Raw genomic sequence first — 24,837 nt, 5'->3', positions numbered from 1 at the left:
CTTTATTTCTTCTTTTTCGGTTTGGGAACATAGATAGTTCCATTAGTACGCAAACTTTGGTTGAGTTTATGCCCTTCATGAGTGAACTCAAAATAGACATAGGAATTGCGGTGATATCCATAACTGGCATTCTCATTTGCAGAAATTTTAAAGCTTAGTTTTTCATCAATTTTGTTAATCACAATATCTTCAGCAGTGACACCATTGGGAAGACCTTTGAGACTGGCCTTTATGGGGAAGTCGGGAGTTTTATGTACATTTATATCAATGGTGATTTCACGTTCTTTGCCGCGATGAAGAGAATACTGAAGCATTTTTAGATCAAAATAATGTTCGACAACTTTTCGTTCTTGAGCATCAGAACTCAGCGTAAAAACTTTGCCTTTGTCATAGCCTGTAGCATTGAAAACAAAAGGCCAATTCCCAAGTGGGGTACTGGATGATGCTTGTATGCTATAATCGACTTCGTTTTTATCCGCGGGGATTTTTATTTGATCCCTCATGGAAAGGCCCGCTAAGACGGACTTTGCTTTGATCGTGATTTCTCCTTTAAAACCCTCCTGGCGATGAATGCGGATTTTACTTGTGTGAGTGCCAAATCGAGGCATGGGACTAGTATTGGGGAGCACCTCTAGACTAAATGGTGAAGGAACGGTACTTGCATAAGCTAAAGTATTTCCTGAATAGTGTCGGTATTCTTTGTTATTGGGGCCCATGAGCATAATTAAACTCTCTTTGTATTCGCCCTTGCTAAGTTCTTTGTTACTTAGCTGAGCAGAAATATGTTGGGCTTGCAAAGGGCTATCCTTTTTAAGTGAATATAAGACCGGTATTTTAGTGCTTTTTTCAGGATGGCTTAAAACTTTATAAGTTAGTGCTGAAGGAAGATTTGAAAATTGATAGCTAATTGCGGAATCCGCATTTTCTCTATTTAAATCGAAGATTAGTAATTGATTGTTATTTGGACTTATATTGAGGAGTTGCCCCTGATGAGTTCTTTGTTGTGAAGGACTCAGACTTAATTTCAGTTGAGCTTCTTGGTAGTCCACTAAAATACGATAAACGGCAAGCGGAGAGAAGTTCTTGTTAAAGTCGCGGATTTTTATAAAGTAAGTTTCGTCTTTTTTAACTTTAGTAATGATTTTTGGATCAAGTGAGCCACTATCATCTTGCTTTTTGATGAGCTTTCCTTGACTGCTATAGAACTCCAAGAGTGCATCGATGGGAGAGCGCAACTGACGGGCGAGAACTTGAATTTCAATTTGTCCATCCTTGGGAGCTTTGAAACTAAACCAATCAACATCTTGTTTTTGATCCAAGCGACCATTCAGGGCGAGGGGAAAAGCATCGCAGCTAGTGGCTTTATCTCTTTCGTAACCTTTTTCTTGATCGAAAAAGTTTTTGTGTTTAGATACATGAAAAGAGATGTGGTGAATGGAGTCTTTATCAATGTAAACGGAATTGATTCCAGTTTGATTTTGTGGATCAATTTCTTTTTGTGCACTCGTACCATTTTGATATAGGCAAAGAACTTTTTGTTTTTGATTGAGTGGACCACCTGCGGGGAAAACTTGTACGCCATTAAATTTGGGAGATAGATGAAGTCTATAATTGCCACCACCAAAACGAAAATCATGTACTTGAACATAATATACGCCAGTGTAGGGCGCCGTGAAGCTAATCATTGGATCTTGCTTAAGAAGTAAGCAATCATCATTATAGGCAATTTGCTTTTTATCTTTATCAAAGATTTTAATTTGGCAATCAGTGAAAGTTAAAGCCAAGTCCATACAAGTCAGTGAAGCATTTAATGACTGCCCCTTTTTAAGTTCGAAACGGTAATGATCTATTTGTCGACCATTGAGTTGGCCATTTACAGTGCAGGGAATGCTGACTTCTTGAGCCTTATCAAAACTGAATATGTTGGACGCTTTTTTGTGTTCAGGAAAAGGAGCAATATGAATGTAACGCATGTTACTCAAGCCATCCTCACCAAGGATGCGAAAGGGGTGTAAACCGGTGGAGGCTTTTTTAGAGATTTTTAAGTGAAGCTTTAACTTATTCTTTTCTAATTCCATTTTTTCAAAATGGATGCCCGTTTTGTAGAATAAAATATCTTTGGCATGAGCCAAGTTTTTACCTTCTAATAAAAAATGAGCATCAGTACCTTTTTGAGCTCCGGCAGGGAATAGTTTCGAGACTTCAACTAAGGCAAAACTATTGATTTGAAAGGAAAGAAGTAGGAATAAGAACTTAAGCCAAGATGTCATTGATGACTTGACCTCCATAAACGAGACGCACGGGCCTTTCTCCTGGCGACATAATAGCTTTATCTGGATCGATACCCATTAAGGTGTAAACCGTTCTTGCGTAGTCCGCAACTTCTACGGGGTTGTCCTCTACAGTACTCGACGTGCTATCGGATTTACCATGTATATACCCACGCTTAATGCCGCCACCAGCCATGACCATACTGAAAACTTTTGGGTAATGATCACGTCCCGCAGTTTTGTTGATCTTCGGAGTGCGACCAAATTCAGAATTTAAAATCACTAAAGTAGAATCAAGCAAGCCACGTTGATCGAGGTCTTTGATCAGTGCTGCATAAGCTTGGTCGAGTGGGGGAAGGTGCTTGCGAATCCCGTCGCGTATTTTGTCGTGGTGATCCCAGCCACCTGCAGTGAGGGCTACATAACGAGAGCCGGCCTCGACTAAGCGTCGAGCAAGTAGTAGGCGCTGACCAGTTTGATTGCGACCATACCAATCTTTGGTTTTATTGCTTTCTTTACTTAAATCAAAAGCAGCCACTGCCGAAGCAGAGTTCATGAGTTTATATGATTCATCATTAAATGAATTCATGGCAGCAACTATTTCCGCCTCATGGTTAATTTCAGACATGTGATTGATATTCGCTAGAATATCTCTCCTGCGCTCAAATCGTTCTTTATCTAGCTTGCCGTGGCGCTGCAAGTTTTCAACTTTAAATTTACTGCTGGAGGGGTCTCCACCCGTGGAGAAAGGAGAATAAGCACTACTTAAAAAACCTCTTCCAGAATATTCGTTGAAGGCTTTCGGAATACAAATGTAGGGGGGGATAGCATTTCTTGTACCTAACTGCTGAGCAGTAATTGAACCTAAACTTGGATAGACCACGGCTGGATTGGGGCGATAACCCGTAAGCATATTATGAGTGCCACGTTCATGAGCGGCTTCGCCGTGAGTCATGCTGCGGATGACGCAAATCTTATCGGCTATTTGAGCCGTGTGGCGTAGGTTTTCACTAAAGCGTTCACCAGTGATTTTTGTAGTGATAGAACTAAAGGGACCACGATATTCAGAGGGGTTGTAGGGCTTGGGGTCAAAACTTTCTTGGGCGGAAAGACCCCCAGGAAGGTAAATGTGAATAACGGATTTGGCTTTTACACTACTTTCCTTGGCCATTAAACTTGGCATGGAAAGTGCACCACCCAGAGCGGCCCCAGTTCTAAAAAAACTTCTGCGATTTATCATGATGCACCATTGATCTTTATTAGTATAATTTAATATACGCAAAGTCAGGAAGCTTTCTTACATAAAAATTGTTCAGTTTGGATTTTTTTAAAGAAATGAGGCCTTTTTAACTCAAAAGCTCTTCAAACACATGAGTTTATACTTCAATTAAGGTTTCTTAGTTTTTTTCTTCTTTTTAGTTTTTTTATTGTTCTTTGGCCAAGGAGTAATGAGTGTTCTTTCGGCTTGTTCAGTCCAGAACTTAATCATGGATGCGAGTTTTTCAGGATTTTGTTTGGCTAAATTATTTACCTCACTACGATCTTCGGCCAAATTATAGAGTTCCCAAGGTACGTCATCCTGACCATGGCGACCCTTTGCGACGATTTTCCAATCTCCTATTCTTAAAGCACGGTTTCCTTCATGCTCCCATAGCAGGTAGGGACGTGTTTGACCTTGTCCATCAAAGATCGGTATTAGACTGATGCCTTCCATAGGACTAATATCTTCATCGTTGAATTCTTTCGGGTAGTCAGCTTTGGCTATTTCAACACAGGTGGCCATAATATCTATGAGGTGACTGGGTTGGTGACGTAATTGGTTTTTGCTTGTAATTCTCTTGGGCCAGTGAGCTATGAGTGGAGTAGAAATACCTCCTTCGTGAACATAGTGTTTGTACATGCGGAAGGGAGTGTTGGAGACATTGGCCCAGTTAAGACCATAGCCAATAGCGGTGTCAGCTGGGCCAGGCATCACGTGGCCACGGCGCATTGGGAACCCCTCGCGACTCTTTTGTGGGGTCATATCGTATTGCAACTCATCCTTTCCCATTGCACCAATATTCGCTTTGCGCTCAACACGGGGTCCCTTGGGGTCACGTCCGTAGGCTTCTTGACAGCCACCATTATCTTGCATGAAAAGAATGAGTGTATTTTCTAGTTGTCCATTGAGTTTTAAAGTATCAACAATATTGCCAATCCCGTGATCCATACGATCAACCATGGCGGCGTAAACTTCCATCTGAGCAGATTCCCATTCTTTATCTTCGACAGCATCCCAATTTCCGATTGTTGGAGTGTATTCAGCATTTGGAATAACCCCCAAATCTTTAGCCTTTTTATAACGAGCTTGACGAATGCTTTCATAACCTTGATCATATTTGCCTTCGTATTTGGCGATGTCCTCGGGCAAAGCGTGCAAGGGCCAATGAGCTGCAGTATAAGCGACGTACATGAAAAATGGTTTTTTTGAATCGTGCTCATTGATATATTTTATAGCGTTATCAGAAATGGCGTCTGTGTAGTAATATTCATTTGTTTGGTATTCGGTATCATTTTCGGGTGTAATATAGCGATTATCTCGTGTTAAAGAGTTGGGATCAAAAAAGCTACCAGCTCCGTGGATGGTTCCATAAAAACGGTCAAAGCCTCGATTGAGTGGCCAGTTATATTGAGATTCTTCTTTATCATTGAGAAGGTTTTTGGTTACGTGCCATTTGCCAACCATATAGTTAGTGTAGCCTGCAGGTTTTAAAACTTCTGCAATAGTGACGCTAGTTTTGTTTAAATCACCACGGTAGCCATTCTCACCTCTGTCACTCATCATATGGCCAATTCCTGCTTGGTGTGGATAAAGACCCGTTAACAAAGAGGCACGAGTAGGGCAACAACGTCCAGTGTTGTAAAATTGCGTAAATCGCAAACCTTCCTTAGCTAAATCATTGAGATTAGGTGTATTGATCTCGCCGCCATAACAGCCCAAGTCGGTGTAGCCCATGTCATCAGAAAGAATAACAATGATATTGGGGCGTTCATCAGCGCTTATGTAAAAACTAAATGTCAGTAGAAAAATGATTTGTCTTAGCATGTCGTACCTAAATATTAATTACAGAATTATAAAACTTTACACCGCAGAGTTGCGAATAGTGTCCCATTTCATTGTAAATCTCATGAAATCCCTCAAACTTTAAGTACCCAATAGAGAATTATATTTTCTGTCTATCAATAGGATTTACATAAGTGTTTTTTATTTGAGTAATTTTCAAATGTTTGATTTAAAGTCAAAAAAGACTAAAAAAAGATCTAATTAAGATTGAATATCAATTACAGTAAGCTAAACTTGTGATTAAATCTCAATAACAATAGGACAAACGCAATGCTCCAAAAATTCATTAAGTACTTCGCAATTTCTTGCGCACTAAGTGCTAGTGTCATGGCAGAAGAAGCTAAAGCAGCCCAAGCTTCTCCCGAAACAAATAAAGATAAAGAGGCTTCAGCTCCAAAAGCAGCAGAGGCAACAACTTCAGAAGCAGTAGAAAGTGAAAGAGTTATCGTCACGGGACAAATCATTCCCGAAGGTGGTCATTTAATCACAGGTAGTAGTAAAAGAATTGATAATGAAGATCTTCAAAAGCACTCCTACTCAGATATCAATCGCATTCTTTATCAAGTACCAGGTGTAAATCTTCGTGAAGAAGATGGTTATGGTCTCTTTCCAAATATCTCTATGCGTGGTGTAAACTCTCACCGTTCTGCAAAAATCACTTTGATGGAAGATGGTATTACGGCTGCTCCAGCTCCTTATTCAGCTCCAGATGCCTACTACGCACCAAACGCAGGTCGCATGGATAGTATCGAAGTTATTAAAGGTGCAGGTTCAGTACAATACGGACCTCATACAACTGGTGGTGTCGTTAACTATGTATCGACTCCAGTTCCTACTGACGGTGAAACTTTTTACTGGAAGCAGCTTTTTGGTTCTGATAATGACGTGAAAACTCATATGTACTGGGGCGATGTTTACGATTTAGAAGCAGGTAAATTAAGTCTTTTATTCGAAGGTTACTACCGTGAAAATGATGGTTTTCAAGATATACAACACAGCGATCGTAATACAGGTATTAATCACCAAATTGAGCCAATGCTCAAATTGCGCTTTGAGCCAAAAACTTCTCAATATCAATACTTAGAGTTAAAAGTTGCTTATACTGACATGGAAGGAAACCTTTCTTACAATGGTCTAAAGAGAGAGGATTTTAATAGTAATCCTAATGATCGTTACTGGGGTACTCAGTGGGATCACATGGATACGGAAGCCGTTCGTACTTATTTAAAGCATTACATCGAACTTAATAATGATATCAGCTTAACGAATACACTTTACTACAATCGCTTTAAGCGTAACTGGCATAAAATTAAAGGTGATCCTGGTACAGATGTTCTTCGTGGTACTGCCCCAGGAACTATTCGTTTGAAAAATAATAACCGTGATTACTATCAGGTTGGTTTACAGTCTGAAGTGGATTGGAACTTTGATACAGCTGGTATTGAACACGATCTAAAAATTGGTACACGTTTACATACGGATAAGTATGATGATTACTCTTGGTCTGAGTACATCGATACAGATGGTAATTATGGTGTAACTGGTAAAACAACAAATCCTAAAGGTTCAGACGGAAATAAAGATTACCACACTGATTCAGTGGCATTCTTCCTTTACGATTCCATGAAGTTAACTGATAAGTTAACCTTAACACCAGGTGTGCGTTTCGAGCATATTCGTTATGACTATAACAACGATACAGTAGGTAAAGAAGATGATGGTAAGTCAGATGTAGACATCTGGGCACCAAGTCTCGGTTTTGCTTATGACTTCAATGAAGAGTATCAACTCTTTGGTGGCGTTCACAAAGGTTTCTCTGTAGTTGGACCTCCCGATGCAGTTGTTGGTGCTAAATATGAATCATCCATCAACTATGAATTAGGTCTACGTTATAACCAAATTGATAGAAAATATGGTGCGGAAGCTGTTGTTTTCTTTAGTGAACTTGAGGATATTTACGATCCAGATTCACAAGCTTCTGGTGCCACTGAAAGTCGTACAATTGGTGATGGCGAAACTTACGGTTTAGAACTTTCTGCTTATGCTGATGCAGGCCGTATTAATAACTGGGGTTTCTCTAACCCATGGACATTTGCCTTCACATGGACTGAGTCAGAAGTGACAGATGTTAACGATAACCTAAGTGATACAGGTTCATTCTACGATGGTGTAAAAGATGGTTCAGACACACCTTACATTCCTGAGTTCCAATATAACATCGGTACAGGTCTTCATTTCTCAAGATGGGGTACAGACGTCAATCTTACTTTTGTTGACGAGATGTATGTTTCAGCTGAAAATAATACAAAAACGGATGCTCACGTAGTGGTCGACTGGTCAGCTTATTATAGCATTGATAAAAATGCTCGCGTACTTTTCAATGTCTACAATGTATTTGACGAAGAGTACGAAGCTGCTCACCACCCAACAGACATTCGCGGTGGTTCACCTCGTTTATTCTATGCTGGATTTGAATATAAATTCTAATTACATAGAAAAATAAAATAAAAAAGAGTCCATCAATTGGACTCTTTTTTTATGTCTATGTTTTAGGCTAAGAGATGTTTTTAGGCAAGGATTTCTTTGATGACTTTGGCTTTGTGTACGCCAGTGAGCTTACTATCAAGACCTTGGAATTTAACCGATAGGCGATGGTGATCAATTCCCAGTAAATGGAGAATCGTGGCGTGCATATCGCGGACATGAACGGGGTTCTCTGCAATTTCATATCCAAATTCATCAGTTTTACCGTAGTTCATCCCACCCTTGATACCGCCGCCGAGTACGACGTGGGTAAAGGCTGACATATGGTGATCTCGGCCAGTGCCCTGAGCCATGGGAGTTCGGCCAAATTCACCACCAAAGATAATGAGAGTGTCCTCTAGCATGCCTCGTTGATCAAGATCCGTAATCAACGCTGAAGTTGCCTGATCAGTGAGTTTAGCTGCATTGGGGAAAGCACCTTCTATATTTCCATGGTGATCCCAACCACGGTGGTAGAGCTGAATAAAACGCACTCCATTTTCAGCAAGTTTTCTAGCCATGAGACAATTTGAAGCGTAGGAGCCGTCACCAGGCTTACAGCCGTACATTTCTAAGGTGGCTTTACTTTCTTTAGATGAGTCAGTTAATTCCGGGACGGAAGTTTGCATTTTAAGTGCGAGCTCATATTGAGCTATACGAGTTTCAATTGCTGGATCATTTTTCTTTGTACGGAGGTGTTTATTAAGTTTTGCGATATTCTCAATAAGGCGAGATTGATGCTCAAGTGTAACTCCCTTGGGAGAGTTAACGTAATGTACAGCATCCCCCTTTGAGTTAAATTGTACTCCCTGAGTTTTACCCGGGAGGAAACCGTTACTCCATTGACGAGAAGAAATGGGCTGACCTTGGCCGCCACCTTGTGAAACAAGAACAACGTAACCAGGTAAGTCATTTGTTTGACTCCCTACAGCATAATTGACCCAAGAACCCATACTTGGGCGACCAGGCAAAATTGTTCCAGTGTTAAATACCGTATGAGCAGGGTCGTGATTAATCTGATCGGTATGCATGGAGTTTATGACGCACAGTTTATCGGCATGCTTGGCAAGGTGAGGGAACTTATCACTGATCTCGAGTCCTGATTTACCATGTTTTTGAAAGTCAAAGCGACCACCGAAGCATTTGAGTTTTGCACCTTGTAACTGAGCAAGTTGTTTACCTTTGGTCATGGATTCAGGCATGACTTTGCCGTCCATTTCTCTGAGTAGAGGTTTATTATCAAAGCTCTCTAATTGTGAGATGCCACCTGCCATACAGAGGTGTATAACGCGCTTTATTTTTGGATTGTAATTTGGAAAGCCAGGGACTAGGGCATCATGAGCATTGATGGGAAGAGCTGCACTTAAACCAAGAGCACCAGTAGTTTTGAAAAAAGATCTTCTATTCATAATAATCTCCTAGTATACCGTTATTGTTTCGTGAAGGTTAAGCATGATTCGAGCGACAGAGGTCCAAGCAGCTAGTTCCTTTTGATCAAGTTTTGAATCAACAGTTTTGAGCCCCGTACTTAAGAGCTCAGAAGCTTCTTTGGGTTTATTGCTATAATAAGCAATTTCACTATCGGCGATGTTTTGTAGTTGCAGTAATTCTGTATTGTCTGGAGTACGCCCAGTGGCTTTCTCGAACATCCAGTTCAGCCTCATGTTTTTATTCTCAAATAGGGTGATGGTACTTTGTGCAAAGTTTTTTGCGGCTTCCACAAAGCTCGGGTCATTGAGTAAGTTAAGGGCTTGTAGTGGAGTATTGGATACAGAACGCGCAGCGACACATTGTTCACGACTCGGAGCATCAAAAGCTTTTAACATGGGGTGGAGAAAAGTACGTTGGCGATGCATGTAAACACCTCGACGGTACTGTTGATCATTTTTATCTGCTTTATAAACTCGTCTTGGGAAATTAAGGTCTTTATAATAACCTACGGGTTGATAGGGCTTAACTGCATTCCCACCCTGATTATGTACGAGTAAAGAAGAGATTTCTAACAAGTTGTCACGTAGGAACTCAGCATCTAAACGGCGCGATTGTTGGCGCGCTAAGTAATCGTTAAAAGGATCTTGTTTTTTAAGTTCATCTTTGGCGTTACTACTTTGACGATAAGCACGGGAGCTAACAATAGATTTAATGGTGGCCTTTATATCCCAGTTACTCTTTAATTGAGTTGCTAAGTAGTCGAGTAATTCTGGATTCTCTGGAGCTTGACCTTGGGCACCGAGGTCGGTAACATCAGCAGCGAGACCACGACCAAAGAATTGTTTCCATAGACGATTTGCGAGGGCACGTGAAGTTAGTGGGTTATTGGATGAAGTAAGCCACTCAGCTAAATCAAGGCGTGTGGCGCGTCCTTCTTTATTGATTTTTCCTAAAAAACTGGGGACTGCGGGCTCGACGATTTCGCCACTATTATCTTGCCAATTCCCTTTTGGTAGGAGGCGCATAGGACGAGGTTTTACCGCGACGGTGATTTGACAGATTTCGCGAGTATTATTTTCGGTCGATTTAAGTTTGTTTTTAAGTTGGCCAACTTTTCCTTCATGAGTTCTGTACTCAGCATTGCTTAAATAGAGAAGAGTTTTTTTCTTTTCATTTACTTTGCCAGAACGTAAAGCTTTAAGGTGCTTACCCGTATAAAAACAGCCTGTGTAAGAAGATACCTTTACTTTAATCCCTGGGGCTTTTTCAAATTCAAGGTTAATTTGGTAGTCGCCTTCCAAATTATGGTGAGGAGTTATTACTAAAACCTGCATTTGTTTGTGGTTAGCCTTCCAGCCTTGAGGGTTTTTATGAATGAGGAAGTGGGGGTGATAGCCTCCGTGAGAATGGCTGGCATCTGCATTTTTAAAAGTGATAGCTTTGCCATCTTTAGTAACACTTAAAGCTTTGAGTTTAGGGATAGCTTTATCGGATTTAGGGAATTCAAATGCAATTTGTCCCGTGGCTTTATCAAATTTAACAGGCAGGGTGATTTTATTAGTGTCAATCTGTGCATCCGCATGCACCGTGAATAGAGTGTTAAGTTTTTCTTGTTCAGCAGAGTCAAATTTCATGGCATCATGGTGTTTTTTGACAATAGCCTCAGATTTGGCTAGATCTGCTTTTATCGGGTTTAAAGCAGCGTCGATTTCTGGTTGATTCAGCGTGATGTAAGGAGGGAAGGGGTCATTATTACTTAAACCACCGGGAGCAGAGGGGTTGCGATTGTAAACACCAACTTGCTGAATGTCTGAAAAGAAGGCCGCAAAAGAATAGAAATCTTTCGCAGTGAAGGGATCGTATTTATGGTCATGACATTCGGCACAAGCTAGAGTGCTGCCCATCCATGCAATTGAAGTCGTAGCTACGCGATCTTGGGCATATTTAGCAAGGTACTCGTTTTCTTGGGCACCACCTTCGCGACTCATCATGTTGAGGCGATTATAGGCAGAGGCAACTAATTGATCCTGTGTCGGATTTGGCAGTAAATCACCAGCTAATTGCTCTTTGGTGAATTGATCAAAAGGCATGTTTTGATTGAAAGCCTTAATCACATAATCACGGTAGGCTTCGACGTGTTGAATCTGATCGCCATGATAACCTACGGTGTCCGCATAGCGTACGAGATCGAGCCACATAACTGCCATTTTCTCCCCAAATGCGGGGGAAGCTAAGAATTGATCAATAAGTTTTTGCCAAGCATCAGGGGATTTGTCTTGAAGAAAAGCTTGGATCTCTTGAGGGCTCGCAGGCAATCCACGTAGATCAAAACTCAGACGACGAATCAAGGTACGTTTATCTGCTTCTGTATTAAATTCGAGCTTGTGTTCTTTGAGCTTCTTTTCAACCAGTTGGTCGATGTTAGCTTTGGGCGCTTTTATACTGGTGTAAGCCCAATGTGGTTCATATTCAGCTCCGCTTGCAATCCATTGGCGGATGATTTCTTTATCTTTTTTACTTAAAGGTTTGTGATGCTTATGTGGAGGCATGACTTCATCTTCATCATCCGAGATAATACGTTCCCAGACTAAACTTTCATCGGGTTTGCCTGGTATAATAGCGGGGTCAAGGATTTTCTTCTTGCCACTCTTACTCGTATAATGACGCTCAGTAGCAGCATTTTCAAATGTATGGAGTTGAAGTTTCCCCTTGATATCATGGGCATCTGGGCCATGGCAGGCATAACATTTGTCAGATAGGATGGGTAGGACATCTTTGTTAAAACTGATATCATGGGCCTGCCCCACAAGTGAGGATAGGATCAATGAGCTGAGAAAGATTTTCTTCATGAGAACTCCGTATTTTAAATTCTGATTACACTCTCTTTCCCAAATTAACTGCTTTGTTACATCAATGTTTCAAAAAATGTTAATAATAATAAAAAATGCAGATTAATTATATTTTTTGGTAACAAAAATGAAGTCTGGGGAAATAGTAGATAAAGATAAGGTGAGCTTATGAAAGATAATACAGAGTTTATACGGCAGTTTGCACCTGCGCAGCACCACCTGCACATGTACATTCGTTCATTAGTGCCCAACTTCAGTGATGCAGATGACCTCTTGCAGGAAGTTGCAGCGACTGCATGGACAAAGTTTGAAAGTTTTGATCCTCAAAAAGCGGAGTTTAAATCTTGGCTCTTCGGGATTGCCCGTAACAAAGCTTTACATTCTAAGAGACGCTTTCTGCGCACGCAAAACTTACTCAATGAAGTTCAGATGATTAATGCTGAGCAATTCTTTTTAAATGATAGCTCTATCAATAGTGATGAACGCCAAGATGCCTTAAGTGAATGTATTAATAACTTATCGGATGAACAGAAAAAACTCTTACTTGGCCGTTACCGTGATAAGAAAAAGAGTTATGAGTTAGCTGATTTATTCAAACGCAGTGCAGAGCAAGTACGTATCCAATTATTTCGTTTGAGAAAAGTTTTAAAAGTTTGTGTCGTGGAGAAAATTTCCATATGAAAGAGCTCGAATTACTTATTGATAAATGCCTGCATGGAGAAGCTACAAAAGATGAAGAAAAACACTTGCAAAAACTCATTTCCAAATCAGATGAAGCTTTTGAATTTTATCTTCAATCTATCCAACAACACAGTGACTTAAAGGAGTGGGCTGACAGCCAAGAAGAGGAACTTGTAAAAGTACATAAATTTCCTTTTTTACAGTGGAGCTTTGCGATAGCCGCACTTTTAATTACGGGCTTTGTCTTGTTTACATCCAATCAACAATCACCAGATATTATTTTGAAAATCCATTCAGTGAGCACGAATTTTAAATTAATTCGCCAAGGTGAAATGATCAGCAATATCCTTGCAATTAAGCAAGGAGATCAAATTCTTGTAGGAGAAGGTGGACAAGTTCGTTTAGATGTTCAAGAGCAAGATAGCCAGATTTTCTTAATGGAAAATAGTAGTGTAAACTTTGTCAACCGAGATTGTAACTACATCAACTTACAGCAAGGAGAGATTCGCGCTAAGTTAGAAAAGCAAAATTCACCCTTTATCATCAAAACGAATGAAGGTGAAGCAGAAATTATTGGCACAGAATTTTCATTATCAGACAAAGGTGAAACCCAGCTTTGGGTCTCTAGTGGGAAAGTGAAACTGAATCGAGGACAGCAGGATTCAGTACTTGTTGAAGCAGGTCAAAGAATTGACACCGAATCATTCCGAGTGGAAGAGAAAGATGGGGGACACATCATCCCCAATATCTTTCAGGGAGTTGAATTCTTTTATTATAAAAGTGACCTTCAAACTTTAACTCTTGAGACAGATATGGAATTGATTGACCATGGTGTGAGGAGTGACTTTAATTACTACAGCGGAGCTTATGATGGTTATGTACGTGCCGCCCCAACGCATCGAAGCTTTATGAGTGTAAATCCTTTTTTAATGGTGTTAAAAGCTCATTATTCTGTTCCTGAAGCCAGCGTCAAAACATTGCGAGTTAAGAGTTTGCGATCAGCGCATTTACGTGTGAATGAAAAACGTTATGACTTAGATAAAAAGGGACAAGTAGAAGTCCCCTTTAAGCAAGGCTTTAACCTTTTAGAACTCAGAACAATTGGCGGACAAGAAAAAGATTCTGGAGAAGTTTTAATTTCCCTAGAGGAAATAGACGCGGAAGGCCAAGTCTCCGCCATTCAGAGCAAAGATTTATTTTACACAAGTACTAAAGAAGTTCCGGATCTAAGTCAAGATGAAATGCAATCCGCTTTAACTTGTGATTTGCCCTTGCGCAAAGATTTTGTGGACCGTGCTAATGGCATAGAAGTATCAGTTAAAGGTGAGCCCATATTTGTCAACGACCCAGAGATGGGGGCGGTCTTGGAGCTGAATGGCAAATCGGATTTCCTGCAACACCTTAAGGCTGATGAACTTGGTTTGAATGGTCCTTATACAGTATCTTGCCGTGTTTATTTTGATGAATTGATGCCAAATAACCGCCCAGATGATGGCATATTTTCAACGGCTTATAAAAAACCCGTAGAAGGAAATTCTACGCTTGTACTCTTGATTAGAAGGGGGCATCCATATCAAGCGCATTTTGGTAACGATACAATTTCGAGTCAAGTTCTTAAAGAGAAACGCTGGTATGATTTAAGTTTTCGTTTTAACAAAGGAGTACAATCCATTTTCATCGATGGTGAATTAGTCACCAGTTCTCAGGGGCATGGTAACCTTTACTCAAAACAGGTATTACAGATTGGGACTTGGGGAGCTAACTTCATGAAAGGTCGCATTTGCGATGTTAAAGTCTTTAATCGACCTTTATCAATTAAGAATATATCAGGGCTATAGATCTAAAATCTTAAGTATCAGTCTTTAAAGGCCTCTTTTTTGGAGAAGGTTCTTGTTTAGCTTTACGAATATTGACCCAAGTGCCAAAGCTGAGGAGTATGAAACTAAAAGCAATATAATGCCAGCCGCTCATGCTCTGTATGTAAAATATCAGGTGTTTACTGAGTGGAGCTAATATAATTAAGGCAGCCGTTTTGTTGTCGATCTTTTTATAATAGATCAAGCTAGTAACAAGGCAGAATAGACTACCGCCGAAAGATAGGCTTGAAGGTAGAAAGAAGAGTGAGCCAGCAAGCATGAACATCAGTAATGAGTCAATGAATTTATCTTTAGTGCAAATGCGGTTGAGGCTAAGTAAAATAATTGCTAGAATAGTGAAGAAGGCTGACGACTCCGACCATTTAAAACTATGTAAAAATTCTTGTACAGGCATTTTGTCCAGTAAGTGATAACTCACTGTTAAGGCAAAGATAAGTAGGCCTAATAAATGTTTGCGGTAACATGACCAAGCGAGAATTGTTGCATAGGCCGCAAGTACGAAAATAACAGAACTACGGTAATGATGAAGTTTGAATAAGTCGAGATAAACGATGGTGGTGGAATAAAAGACAGCTACATAAGCCATGCTATCATAACGGTATTTTTTCCAAAGCAATAAGCAAGCTACGGCACTTAGGCTCAGTAAAGCATTAACTTGCATGATTTCATTAGAAAACTTCCAGTACAACTCTGAAAGGAATAATAGCAATGCAGGGCAGAGCGCTATGGCTAATCGAACTTGCTTGACTTTAATACAAAAATAATCGAGTAAATAAAAAGCACCGATGAAAATTAGAGGATAGAAATCTCTGATTGTATAGGCTATTGAGAAAATATAATCTAGTGCTAAGAAATTTAATAAATTGACGCAAGAAATGATCAAAAGGAAAAGTTTTTCGAGAGTGAAATTATTTTCAAGGAGAGGATTAAGCTGAGGTTTGAAGTTTAGAATAAGACAAATAAAAGCGGCGATCAATGAATAACGCCATGGCATGCTAGGGTCGAGGTTACTTTCTAATTGTAAGGCTAAATAACCTGGGAGCATGAAGTTGATGATCGAAAGTGCAATGATCCCGATTAATTCTATTCTAGAAAAATTGATTTGCCCATGCTTTTTGAGTAACCATAATTTGAGCAAGGAAAAAAGACTTAAGGCAGCTCCCAAACTCAAGCTTAATGGGGCATCATCTCCGGCGAGGGAATTAAGGATGATGCCACTGGCCATATAAAAAATTGCCAAGATAATAATCAGCGATGCGGTGCGAATTTTTTCTTTGATGAGAAGGAATATAAAACAAGCTATGAGTGCAATTTCATAAAGGTAAAGACTAGCAATACTTAAAACCTTTTCGAGGATTTGCTCTGTTAGTAAAATGGGAGACATAATCTGGTAAATACCCCAAATAATCGAAAGGGCGCTTAAACAATAAATACTACTCCCTCCATTTTGAAAAAGGTAGGTTTTGACTTTTTTCACAATCTCATCATTCATTTTGTTTCTCCTAGTTTATTTAACTATCATATACTATCATAAACTATCTAAATATGGTTCCGCAAGCTTTTTTATGATCTTTTTGATGAAATCTGAGTCAATAAAGCTCTTTTCTATGGGTTTTTATTAAAAACAGACTAAAGTTAATGAAAGCAAATGATAGTAGGAGAAAATTATGACTAGTCCTCGTTGGTACACCATTAAAGAAGCTGCCGAATACCTGAGTATTGGCGAACCTACCTTGTATCGTTGGATGCGTGACGGCAAAATTACAGTAAGGAAGATAGGCGATAATACGCGCTTCTTACAAGAAGATTTAGATTCTTGTATACAGGTGATTCCCAGTCAAAAAGATATCCAATTAGTCAAAAAAGTCTGTCCAGCTTGCCACAGTGATCAAATGTGCAAAGGCTCTTATCGAGGGACTGGCAAGCTCTATTTCTATCCAGAAAAATCCAAATTCTGGACCTTAAAAGACTCTAATATCCCCAACACTTCCTATATGTGTGAGAAGTGTGGGCACATAAGTTTTTTTGGTGATACAGAAAAACTCAAGGCATTAAAACCAAAGGACATAGATACTGAATCAAAAACTCTAGATAAATAGTCTTTGTCTATTTCATCCACATAGAAGTAATCTGTGGATGGACTAATTAAAGCTTATAAAGCGGATCCTTGTGATCCGCTTTTTTGGGTTTATTGAAAAATACACTTGCAGTTCGAATGATTACTTATTATAGTTTTTGATATTATATGATAGTATTTGATAAAACAATAGGGAGTTTCTTATGAAAAAATTATTCTGTGTCTTAGTCCTAGTTGCATTTCAACTTTATGCATGTGTAAATTCTACATACTCACGTTTAGATGAGAAGAGGATAACGAATGATTTAGCTTATATAGTTATGGGCCAGTTCGCTCATCGAAGCCCAGAGTTTTATCGCTTTCAAGCTAAGGAAGCTATAAGTATCTTGCTAAATGATGATAGCAACTTTTTTGCTCGGAATGATTTGGCGGTGGCCTATATAAAACTGGGGAATTATCGAAAGGCTGAAGATGAACTTAAGAAGAATGAAGAACTACATCCGGGGAAATATGAGACCGCTGCTAACTTTGGAGTTCTATACAAAAAGAAACAAGACTTTGCGAAAGCCGCAGAATACATAGAGAAATCACTCGAGATAAAATCTGAGGGGCACATGGGTTTAGGTGATTATTATCTGAAGATGTGTAAATCTTTGGCAAGTGATGATCCTACAGTTAACTTCCTTGGTGTGGCTTATGATGCAAAAGCACAAGAAAATGCGGAGATCGCTAATAAGGAATACCTCATTAGCCTAATAAAAAATGACTACATGTTTGCCGATGCATACCTTATTTTAGGTGATGTACTTTACCTAGAAGGCGATTACCAATTAGCCGCTTTAGCTTATGGGAGAGCTTATAACCTGGAAGGTTCGATGAACATTCACAGCAAGGTAAAATTATTACGTGAACAATGGTTAAAACATAAACAATCGGGCGAAGTTGTTGAAGATCGTCATAAATTATATCGCTCAATCGGGAGACCATCACAGCAAGCTCAAGTCTGGGTAGAAGAATTTAAAAGAGTTGATGCAGAACTCATTGAAAGAACTGGTGAAGCTAAAAGCATTGATAGCGTTCTTCAGGAAATGGAAAAGCAGGAGGTATATCGAGAACTCCCACTGACAGTTGGGATTTATAAAGGCTACAGACTAGATGCAGGTGCCATCTTCTTTGGGGCTTGGATAACAGTCATTGTCATTATCATTCTACTTATTATAAGACAGCGAATTAAGAAAAAGAGTAAAGCGCAAAAAAGTTTAAATGAGCAAGAACTTAATTAGTTAACACGACAGTTTTTGAGAAGAAATTTGTCTTGTTTAACTAAAAAAGCCCTTGCGGAGATCGCAAGGACTTTTTCTTGAGTAGGCGGTAGTTCTAAGCCATTATTTGATGGATGGGTTTGGTATGTTCTACACCAACAAGTTTTCTATCGAGGCCACCATAGAAGTAACTCAAGGCATTGGGATCGAGTCCCATGAGCTGGAGAATCGTTGCGTGCAAGCTATTAACGTGATATGGATTTTCTACGGCTTCGTTGCCGAGTTCATCGGTTTGACCTACAGAGACACCACCTTTTATACCGCCACCGGCCATCCACATGGTAAAGCCTTTAGCATTGTGATCACGTCCAGTACCTTTTGCGTACTCCGCAGTGGGTTGACGACCAAATTCACCGCCCCAAACGACGAGGGTTTCGTCCAGTAAACCACGCTGCTTAAGGTCTTTGAGTAGTGAAGCAATGGGAAGATCAGTTCTTCGGCAGTGATGCGTATGGTTTTTAACTAGGTCACCATGAGCATCCCAGTTGTCATCATTATGACCACCACCAGAGTAGAGTTGAACAAAGCGCACGCCTCGCTCGACCATTCTTCTAGCCATGAGGCATTTGGTCCCAAATTCTTGAGTGTAATTATCGTTGATACCATACATCTCTTTAGTCGCTTTACTCTCGCTTTGCCAGTCGACAGCTTCGGGGGCGTGTTTCTGCATATTAAAAGCGAGTTCATAAGACGCCACACGAGCTGAGAGATTTGTATTGTCAATACGGTCGGCTAAATGCTGCGAGTTATACTGTTTGAGTGTATCTAGCATGAGCCCTTGTTGATCACGCGTCATTCCCTTTTGTGGATTAAGGTCAAGGATGGGAGCACCCTTAGAGCGCATCATGGTTCCTTGATATGAAGCAGGCATGTAACCGGATGTCCAGTTTTTTGCACCACTAATGGGACCACCTTTTGAGTCGAGCATAACGACATAACCAGGAAGGTTTTGATTGACAGTGCCAAGACCATAATTCACCCAAGAACCCATTGTTGGGCTACCAGAGATGATTTGTCCCGAATTCATTTGCAGCATCGCCGAACCATGGATGGGAGAGTCGGCCTGCATCGATTTAATGAAGGCAATATCATCGACGTGTTTCGCTAAATGAGGGAATAACTCCGAAACCCATTGACCACTTTTTCCGTGTTGTTTGAAGTTCCACTTTGGTCCAACGACTCGGCCAGTGTTTTTGTGGCCGCCACGACCATGAGTTTTAACCGGAATAGTTTTTCCATCAAGTTTATAGAGTAGGGGCTTATAGTCAAAAGTATCAACTTGAGAAGGACCACCATACATAAAAAGAAAGATAACTGATTTTGCTTTTGGGGCAAACATGGGAGCTTTTTCTAGGAGGGGGTTTTGCCATGCTGAACCATCTGCTGCATGTGCAGTCGAATTTAAAAAACCATCTTTACTGAGCATGTCTGCTAGGGCTAATGAGGTGAAGCCAGCACCCATATCGCGGAGGAAATTTCTTCTATTCATAATCTGAGCTCCTTAGTCTAAGTAAATAAATTCATTGAGGTTAAGCATGATGAGGCAAAACTGTTGCCAGGCCTTATCATGATTCTGAGTACTTTTTGTAAAGTTCGAAATAAAGTCTTGGGCAATTTTAATTTCTTTGCTACTAGCCTCTGAAGATGTGATGAGTTGCCAAGCAAGTTGGATTCTTTTTGTTTCATCCGCACCAGCATCTTTTTTCAAACGTTGATAAAAGTCCTCGGCGGCTTCATTAATAAAATCCGAGTTGATCATACTCAGTGACTGCGTTGGTGTGGTTGTCTCAAAACGAACCGCACAAGAAGTATCTGTCGTAGCTCCGTCAAAACTCTCGATAACGGGAAGAATGAGTGAACGCTTAGTGAAAGTGTAGATGGATCGACGGTATTGGTGGTCGGGATTATTGGCGTAATTAACAGGCCAAGTAACTTTTGATTGCCCCGCTAAAACCTCTTTACTAATTTCGGGATAGACACTTGGACCACCATGTTTGTCCATCAACTTACCCGTTGCATCTAGGATTGAATCACGAACTTCTTCAGAGCTCAAGCGACGCATATTAAATCGCCAAAAAAGATCGTTGCGAGGGTCCTCTTCCAAAGCTTTATCATTAGCTTTTGAACTCATTTGATAGGTAGAACTCAGCATAATGAGCTTATGCATTTTCTTGAAACTCCAATCATTCTCTTTGAACTTTACCGAGAGGTAGTGAAGCAAGTCTTCATGAGTCGGACTATCACCTAGATTACCAAAGTCATTTGCACTTCGAACTATACCTCGCCCAAAATGAAATTGCCAAACGCGGTTCATCATGACTTTTGCTGTCATGGGGCTTTCCTTTACTAACCATTCAGCGAGAGCTTTTCGACGTCCGCTACTGGAATTTGTGGGGCTAATATTGGGTTTTTTCTCTGTGAGAATAGTTGGGAAATGTGGTTCAACTACTGCGCCTCTAGCATGAGCACTGCCACGTATGAGTAAGTGCGTTATGGGTGGACTTGGACCATGTTCTTTTACGGAGAGAACATATTCTGCTGGAGTGCGAAGCTTTAATTTAGTATTGAGTTGATTTTTGAGTTGATTATAGCGATCAAATTTCTTTTTACCGAGTAATTTAACTCCTTCGCTACGCATGACTTTTGCAAGGCTACTTGAATTTAAGCTTACATTCGGAAGTGAGAGATGTCTCTTTTTAAAACTGGGTCCGCTCCATTGAACCTTGAGGCCTAGACCATGAAGATTTTGGAAATATTCAAGTTTGATATCCTGTTCACCAGCCGTGAGCGATATACTCTGGCTATGGTCTTTAGATGCAAAATTATGAATACCATCAAACTCTAAGATTTTATTACCATTAATCGAAAGTCGAGCCCCGTCATCAGAGTTTAAGTAGAAAGCATAGAGGCCATCTTTCGGAACCTGTAATTTACCTTCAAAAACATAGCCAAAGGCAGTTTTACGGGAAGCTTTAGAAATGTCAAAGAAACCGTGTTCAAGTTGTCCTTCTTCCTCAGCTTTGATCATGTCGAAGTCGGGAAGCTTGGTCCAAGAAGATCGGTAGAACTTAAATTTTAAATTTTTAATATCAGGTTTCGCTATTAGACTGATTCGCGATAGCTCGTCCTCTATTTCACTTACTTCCTTTAATAAGGGGGCTCGTTTGGTATTGATCTTAGCGTTATAAGCGGTGATTTCCTGTTTGCGTTTATCGCTTATCACATTGCTTAAGATACTATTTTGGTGATTAGTCCGACTATATGGTTTAATATTGTGAAAAAAGGCGAGCATGCCATAATAATCTTTCATGGGGATGGGATCAATTTTGTGGGAATGACAGCGTGCACAGCCAACCGTCATGCCCATGAAAACTTCTGTCGTTGTTTTTAAGGTGTCGTCGTATTCGTCGTAGACAGATTGTAGTCGATCAGCAGGTTCGTCATCAAAGATGCCTAAGCGGTAGTAGCCTGTTGCGGTAATTGTCTCTCGTGTAGGCTTATCGAGTTCATCTCCAGCGAGTTGTTCCATGATCATTTGATCGTAGGGTTTATCTTTGTTAAAAGCATCAATAACCCACTGACGATATTGCCACGCTTGTGGTTTAGCACCATCGCGTTCATAACCGTTAGTTTCGGCATAGCGTACAAGATCTAACCAGTGACGACCCCATTTTTCACCATATTGTTTTGAGGCGAGAAGTTCATCGAGGACTTTTTCAAAGGCATTAGCCGATTTGTCGGCAAGGAAAGCCTTAACTTTTTCTTGAGAAGGAGCAAGGCCAATGAGGTCGTAATAAGCCCGGCGAATGAGTGTTTTTTTATCAGCTTTTGAAGCTGGGCTTAAACCTTTGTCTTCTAATTTTTTCAGAATAAAACTATCAATATTATTACTTAGCCATTTTTCGTTTTTAACTTTTGGAATGGTCGGCATTTTTTCGGGCTGATAAGCCCAAAACTTTTTAGTTTGCTCGTTCACTTCATTCTTTTTTACGAGCACGTGTTCCAGTTCATTTTTGTAAGGAGCACCACGGCGAATCCATTCAGTAAGAATTTCGATTTGAGAATCCTTGAGTTTTTTCTTAGGAGGCATTTGCATGTCTGCATCGAGGTGATTAATAAAATGCAATAAGCGTGATTGTGATGGGTTTTGAAGATTAACCGTGGGGCCCAAATCACCACCTTTCAATAGATCTGTACGTGAGGCTAACCAGAAATCAGATTTCATATGTTTTTCATCATGACCATGGCATTCGAAGCAATTCTTTTTGAGGATAGGGTGAACTTTTTCAGCAAAAAATTGCTCATCACTTTGTTTGGGACTTATGACTAATGAGTTTGAGACGCTATTGCCAAAACCAGCATAATCTTTGAATTGCCATACGAGTTCTTTATCACGAGTGATTTCAATAATTTGTGGATTATCGGGACCCGCATGACAGTTACCAATCACGTAGTTACCATTATCGAGGACTTGCAGTGTTGTGACCCAAGCCAAAGTGACACCAGGAATATCGTTTTGTTTTAAATGCCACATGATTTCCTTTTTTGGCGTGACTTCTATTACGGAGTGTCCATTGCCAGTGGCAATAAGGGTATTGCCATTTTTTAAGCGCAGGCAAGAAAAAGTTTTATTGCCCCAAGCTGTTGGCCCATGACCACCTTTTTTGGCTTTGCCAAAGAGGGGGATCTCGTATTCCCAAATGACTGAACCTTTTGAATCGTATTCGCGAATGAAACCATCATTCTCATGTGAAACTAGGTAGTTGCCATTAGCTAATTTACGTGCGAGTCGAGTATCAGAATGGGAGTTAGGCTTATTGACTTTGAGTTTGATTTCATGGTGGATGTTTCCTCGATGATCAACTTCGATGATACGTGCGGTACCGCTCTCAACAATCATCGTATGACCATTATCTAATCTTTGAAAGGCGTGAACTTCGACGCTTTTACCCTTGTTGCCATTCATGACTCCAGCATTATAAGTCCAAACAAGCTTGTTGCTTTTTGGGTCAACCTCAATAATTTTTTGCATGTTTGTTTGCGTCAAGATGTTACCATTTTCTAGATAATGAAGATCATGATAAGGACCAATTTTATACTGCCACTCAATCGTTCCTTTTTCATCGACAATGGCAATTTTACCCTTTCCGGCTGTGAGCACACGGTGCCCAATGCCGCGCATGACATTAGCTATCTGATCTTTGTTGAGTTTTTTACCACTGGAACTTTTATCGACCAATACCACATCTTTAGGCCATTTGGCGCCATCTTGGATCCATTGCTTTAGGATTTCGATTTGAATGATGTTTAAAGGCTCACCTTTGGGAGGCATGATATCATCATGATTGGGTTTGAGTGCGACTCTTTCTACTAAGAGACTATGCTCCCAATTACCGGGAATAATAGCTTCGCCTTCGTCGCCACCTTTAAGAGCTGCGGCCAAAGTATCAAGCCTCAATGAACCTTTGTCTTTTTTAGGCCCATGGCACTTAATGCATTGACTTTCTAAAATAGGCTTAACTTCCCTATGAAAGTCAACGGCAAATAGAGAGCTAGTGATGGTGGTGAAAGCGAGTAGTGAAGTCAGCTTCATGCTTAGGCATCTCCTTAAAATTTATAAAATATTAAAAGTTAAGCAATTATAGTACTAGTAATTTAAAAAATCAAACATAATTTTTAAAATATAAATAAAGTTCTATATATCAAATAATTGGTTTTTACATATGAAAAAATTTAAATGGGGGATTCTCGGTCCCGGACGAATTGCAGAGAAACTTGCGGAAGCTATACAACAAAGTGACAATGGGGAAGTTTATGCCATTGGTTCTAGAAGTTTAGATAAAGCTGCGAACTTCGCAAAACGTTTTGGTGCCAGTAAGTCTTATACTTCCTACGAAGAACTCTGTGCAGATGATAAACTCGATATTATTTATATTGCTACACCGCATAGCTTTCATTGTGAACATTCTTTACTAGCGATGAAGCATGGACGCAACGTTTTATGCGAAAAACCCTTTGCCCTAGATGCTGAAGAAGCAACAAAAATGATAACCTGTGCCAAAGAGAATAATGTCTTTCTCATGGAGGCCATGTGGAGCCGTTTACTTCCAGGTATGAAGAAAGTAAAGAACTTACTCGAACAAAATGCTATTGGATCCGTAAAGAAAATGACCGCGGATTTTTGTTTTACCTCGAGCCCGCAAGAGAAAGCGAGATTATTTGAGCCAAGTTTAGGTGGCGGAGCTTTATTAGATGTGGGGATTTACCCCTTGACTCTGGCTTGTAGTTTTTTTGGATTTCCAATTAAGTTCGAGGCAAAAGCGGACCTAACAGATAAAGGTGTTGATGCAACGAGTCATTACTATCTTGAATTTGCTAATGGCGCAAAAGCAGAATTATATTCAAGTATGGTACAAGAGAGTAAGGGCGAAGCAATTATTGAAGGTGAAGAAGGTCGTATCATCATTCATCCCAAAGCTTGGACTCTAAAGGAAGTAACATTAGAGAATGGCAAAGTAGAGACTTTTGATACCTCATATGAAGGAAGTGATTATTTACTTCAAGTCGAGGAAGTGCATAAATGCTTAAACAAAGGTATGAAAGAGAGCTCCATCAATTCTTTTGAGTGGACCCTAAGCATGATGCACCTCATGGATGACTTAAGAGAAAAAATGGCAGTCAATTACAAACTTAAAGAATAAATT

General features: G+C 40.1%; 14 protein-coding genes. 6 read left to right on the top strand and 8 right to left on the bottom strand.

Annotated features, from left to right (window positions below):
- Positions 1–2: 2 nt before the first annotated feature.
- From PQO01_RS15635 to PQO01_RS15625, 3 genes are all read right to left on the bottom strand, one after another.
- Positions 3–2,270 (bottom strand): PPC domain-containing protein, encoded by a 2,268-nt coding sequence (locus tag PQO01_RS15635; protein ID WP_274315022.1) that lies wholly within the window; start codon positions 2,268–2,270, stop codon positions 3–5.
- The gene (locus tag PQO01_RS15630) at positions 2,254–3,510 is read right to left on the bottom strand and encodes a DUF1501 domain-containing protein (RefSeq protein WP_274315021.1); all 1,257 of its coding nucleotides are present in this window, start codon (positions 3,508–3,510) and stop codon (positions 2,254–2,256) included. The genes PQO01_RS15635 and PQO01_RS15630 overlap by 17 nt, the downstream gene beginning before the upstream one ends.
- A gap of 147 nt (positions 3,511–3,657) precedes the next feature.
- On the bottom strand, positions 3,658–5,355 hold the full coding sequence (locus PQO01_RS15625; protein ID WP_274315020.1) for an arylsulfatase: 1,698 nt from the start codon (positions 5,353–5,355) through the stop codon (positions 3,658–3,660).
- Positions 5,356–5,643: 288 nt separating this feature from the next.
- Between PQO01_RS15625 and PQO01_RS15620 the strand changes: the two genes are divergently transcribed.
- The gene (locus PQO01_RS15620) at positions 5,644–7,860 is read left to right on the top strand and encodes a TonB-dependent receptor family protein (protein WP_274315019.1); all 2,217 of its coding nucleotides are present in this window, start codon (positions 5,644–5,646) and stop codon (positions 7,858–7,860) included.
- An 80-nt stretch (positions 7,861–7,940) separates the two neighbouring features.
- Here PQO01_RS15620 and PQO01_RS15615 read toward each other — a convergent pair whose 3' ends face one another.
- Both PQO01_RS15615 and PQO01_RS15610 read right to left on the bottom strand, forming a co-directional pair.
- Positions 7,941–9,305: a DUF1501 domain-containing protein gene (locus PQO01_RS15615; protein WP_274315018.1), complete on the bottom strand. Its 1,365-nt coding sequence runs from the start codon at positions 9,303–9,305 to the stop codon at positions 7,941–7,943.
- A gap of 9 nt (positions 9,306–9,314) precedes the next feature.
- Positions 9,315–12,176, bottom strand: coding sequence for a PSD1 and planctomycete cytochrome C domain-containing protein (locus tag PQO01_RS15610; RefSeq protein ID WP_274315017.1), 2,862 nt, complete (start codon positions 12,174–12,176; stop codon positions 9,315–9,317).
- A gap of 168 nt (positions 12,177–12,344) precedes the next feature.
- Between PQO01_RS15610 and PQO01_RS15605 the strand changes: the two genes are divergently transcribed.
- A complete protein-coding gene (locus PQO01_RS15605; RefSeq protein ID WP_274315016.1) occupies positions 12,345–12,857 on the top strand; it encodes a sigma-70 family RNA polymerase sigma factor in 513 nt (170 codons plus the stop codon).
- On the top strand, positions 12,854–14,695 hold the full coding sequence (locus tag PQO01_RS15600) for a LamG-like jellyroll fold domain-containing protein (protein ID WP_274315015.1): 1,842 nt from the start codon (positions 12,854–12,856) through the stop codon (positions 14,693–14,695). Before PQO01_RS15605 ends, PQO01_RS15600 begins: the two co-directional genes overlap by 4 nt.
- 10 nt (positions 14,696–14,705) lie before the next feature.
- Here the strand turns inward: PQO01_RS15600 and PQO01_RS15595 are convergent, their stop codons facing one another.
- On the bottom strand, positions 14,706–16,226 hold the full coding sequence (locus PQO01_RS15595; RefSeq protein ID WP_274315014.1) for a hypothetical protein: 1,521 nt from the start codon (positions 16,224–16,226) through the stop codon (positions 14,706–14,708).
- A gap of 175 nt (positions 16,227–16,401) precedes the next feature.
- Here PQO01_RS15595 and PQO01_RS15590 point away from each other — a divergent pair, with 175 nt between their 5' ends.
- Both PQO01_RS15590 and PQO01_RS15585 read left to right on the top strand, forming a co-directional pair.
- Positions 16,402–16,833 (top strand): helix-turn-helix domain-containing protein, encoded by a 432-nt coding sequence (locus tag PQO01_RS15590; protein ID WP_274315013.1) that lies wholly within the window; start codon positions 16,402–16,404, stop codon positions 16,831–16,833.
- A gap of 181 nt (positions 16,834–17,014) precedes the next feature.
- Positions 17,015–18,094 (top strand): tetratricopeptide repeat protein, encoded by a 1,080-nt coding sequence (locus PQO01_RS15585; RefSeq protein WP_274315012.1) that lies wholly within the window; start codon positions 17,015–17,017, stop codon positions 18,092–18,094.
- Between the two features lie 94 nt (positions 18,095–18,188).
- On the opposite strand, the gene PQO01_RS15580 is transcribed toward PQO01_RS15585, so the two are convergent.
- Together PQO01_RS15580 and PQO01_RS15575 are read right to left on the bottom strand one after the other, a co-directional pair.
- Entirely contained in the window at positions 18,189–19,622 is a 1,434-nt protein-coding gene (locus PQO01_RS15580) for a DUF1501 domain-containing protein (RefSeq protein ID WP_274315011.1), read from the bottom strand.
- Positions 19,623–19,634: 12 nt separating this feature from the next.
- Entirely contained in the window at positions 19,635–23,726 is a 4,092-nt protein-coding gene (locus tag PQO01_RS15575) for a DUF1549 domain-containing protein (RefSeq protein WP_274315010.1), read from the bottom strand.
- A gap of 130 nt (positions 23,727–23,856) precedes the next feature.
- Here PQO01_RS15575 and PQO01_RS15570 point away from each other — a divergent pair, with 130 nt between their 5' ends.
- Complete coding sequence (locus PQO01_RS15570) at positions 23,857–24,834, top strand: Gfo/Idh/MocA family protein (protein WP_274315009.1); 978 nt, start codon at positions 23,857–23,859, stop codon at positions 24,832–24,834.
- Positions 24,835–24,837 lie beyond the last annotated feature (3 nt).

Origin of the sequence: Lentisphaera marina (assembly GCF_028745505.1) — a bacterium.
GTDB lineage: Bacteria > Verrucomicrobiota > Lentisphaeria > Lentisphaerales > Lentisphaeraceae > Lentisphaera > Lentisphaera marina.
This window is presented reverse-complemented; position numbering and strand designations above follow the sequence as displayed.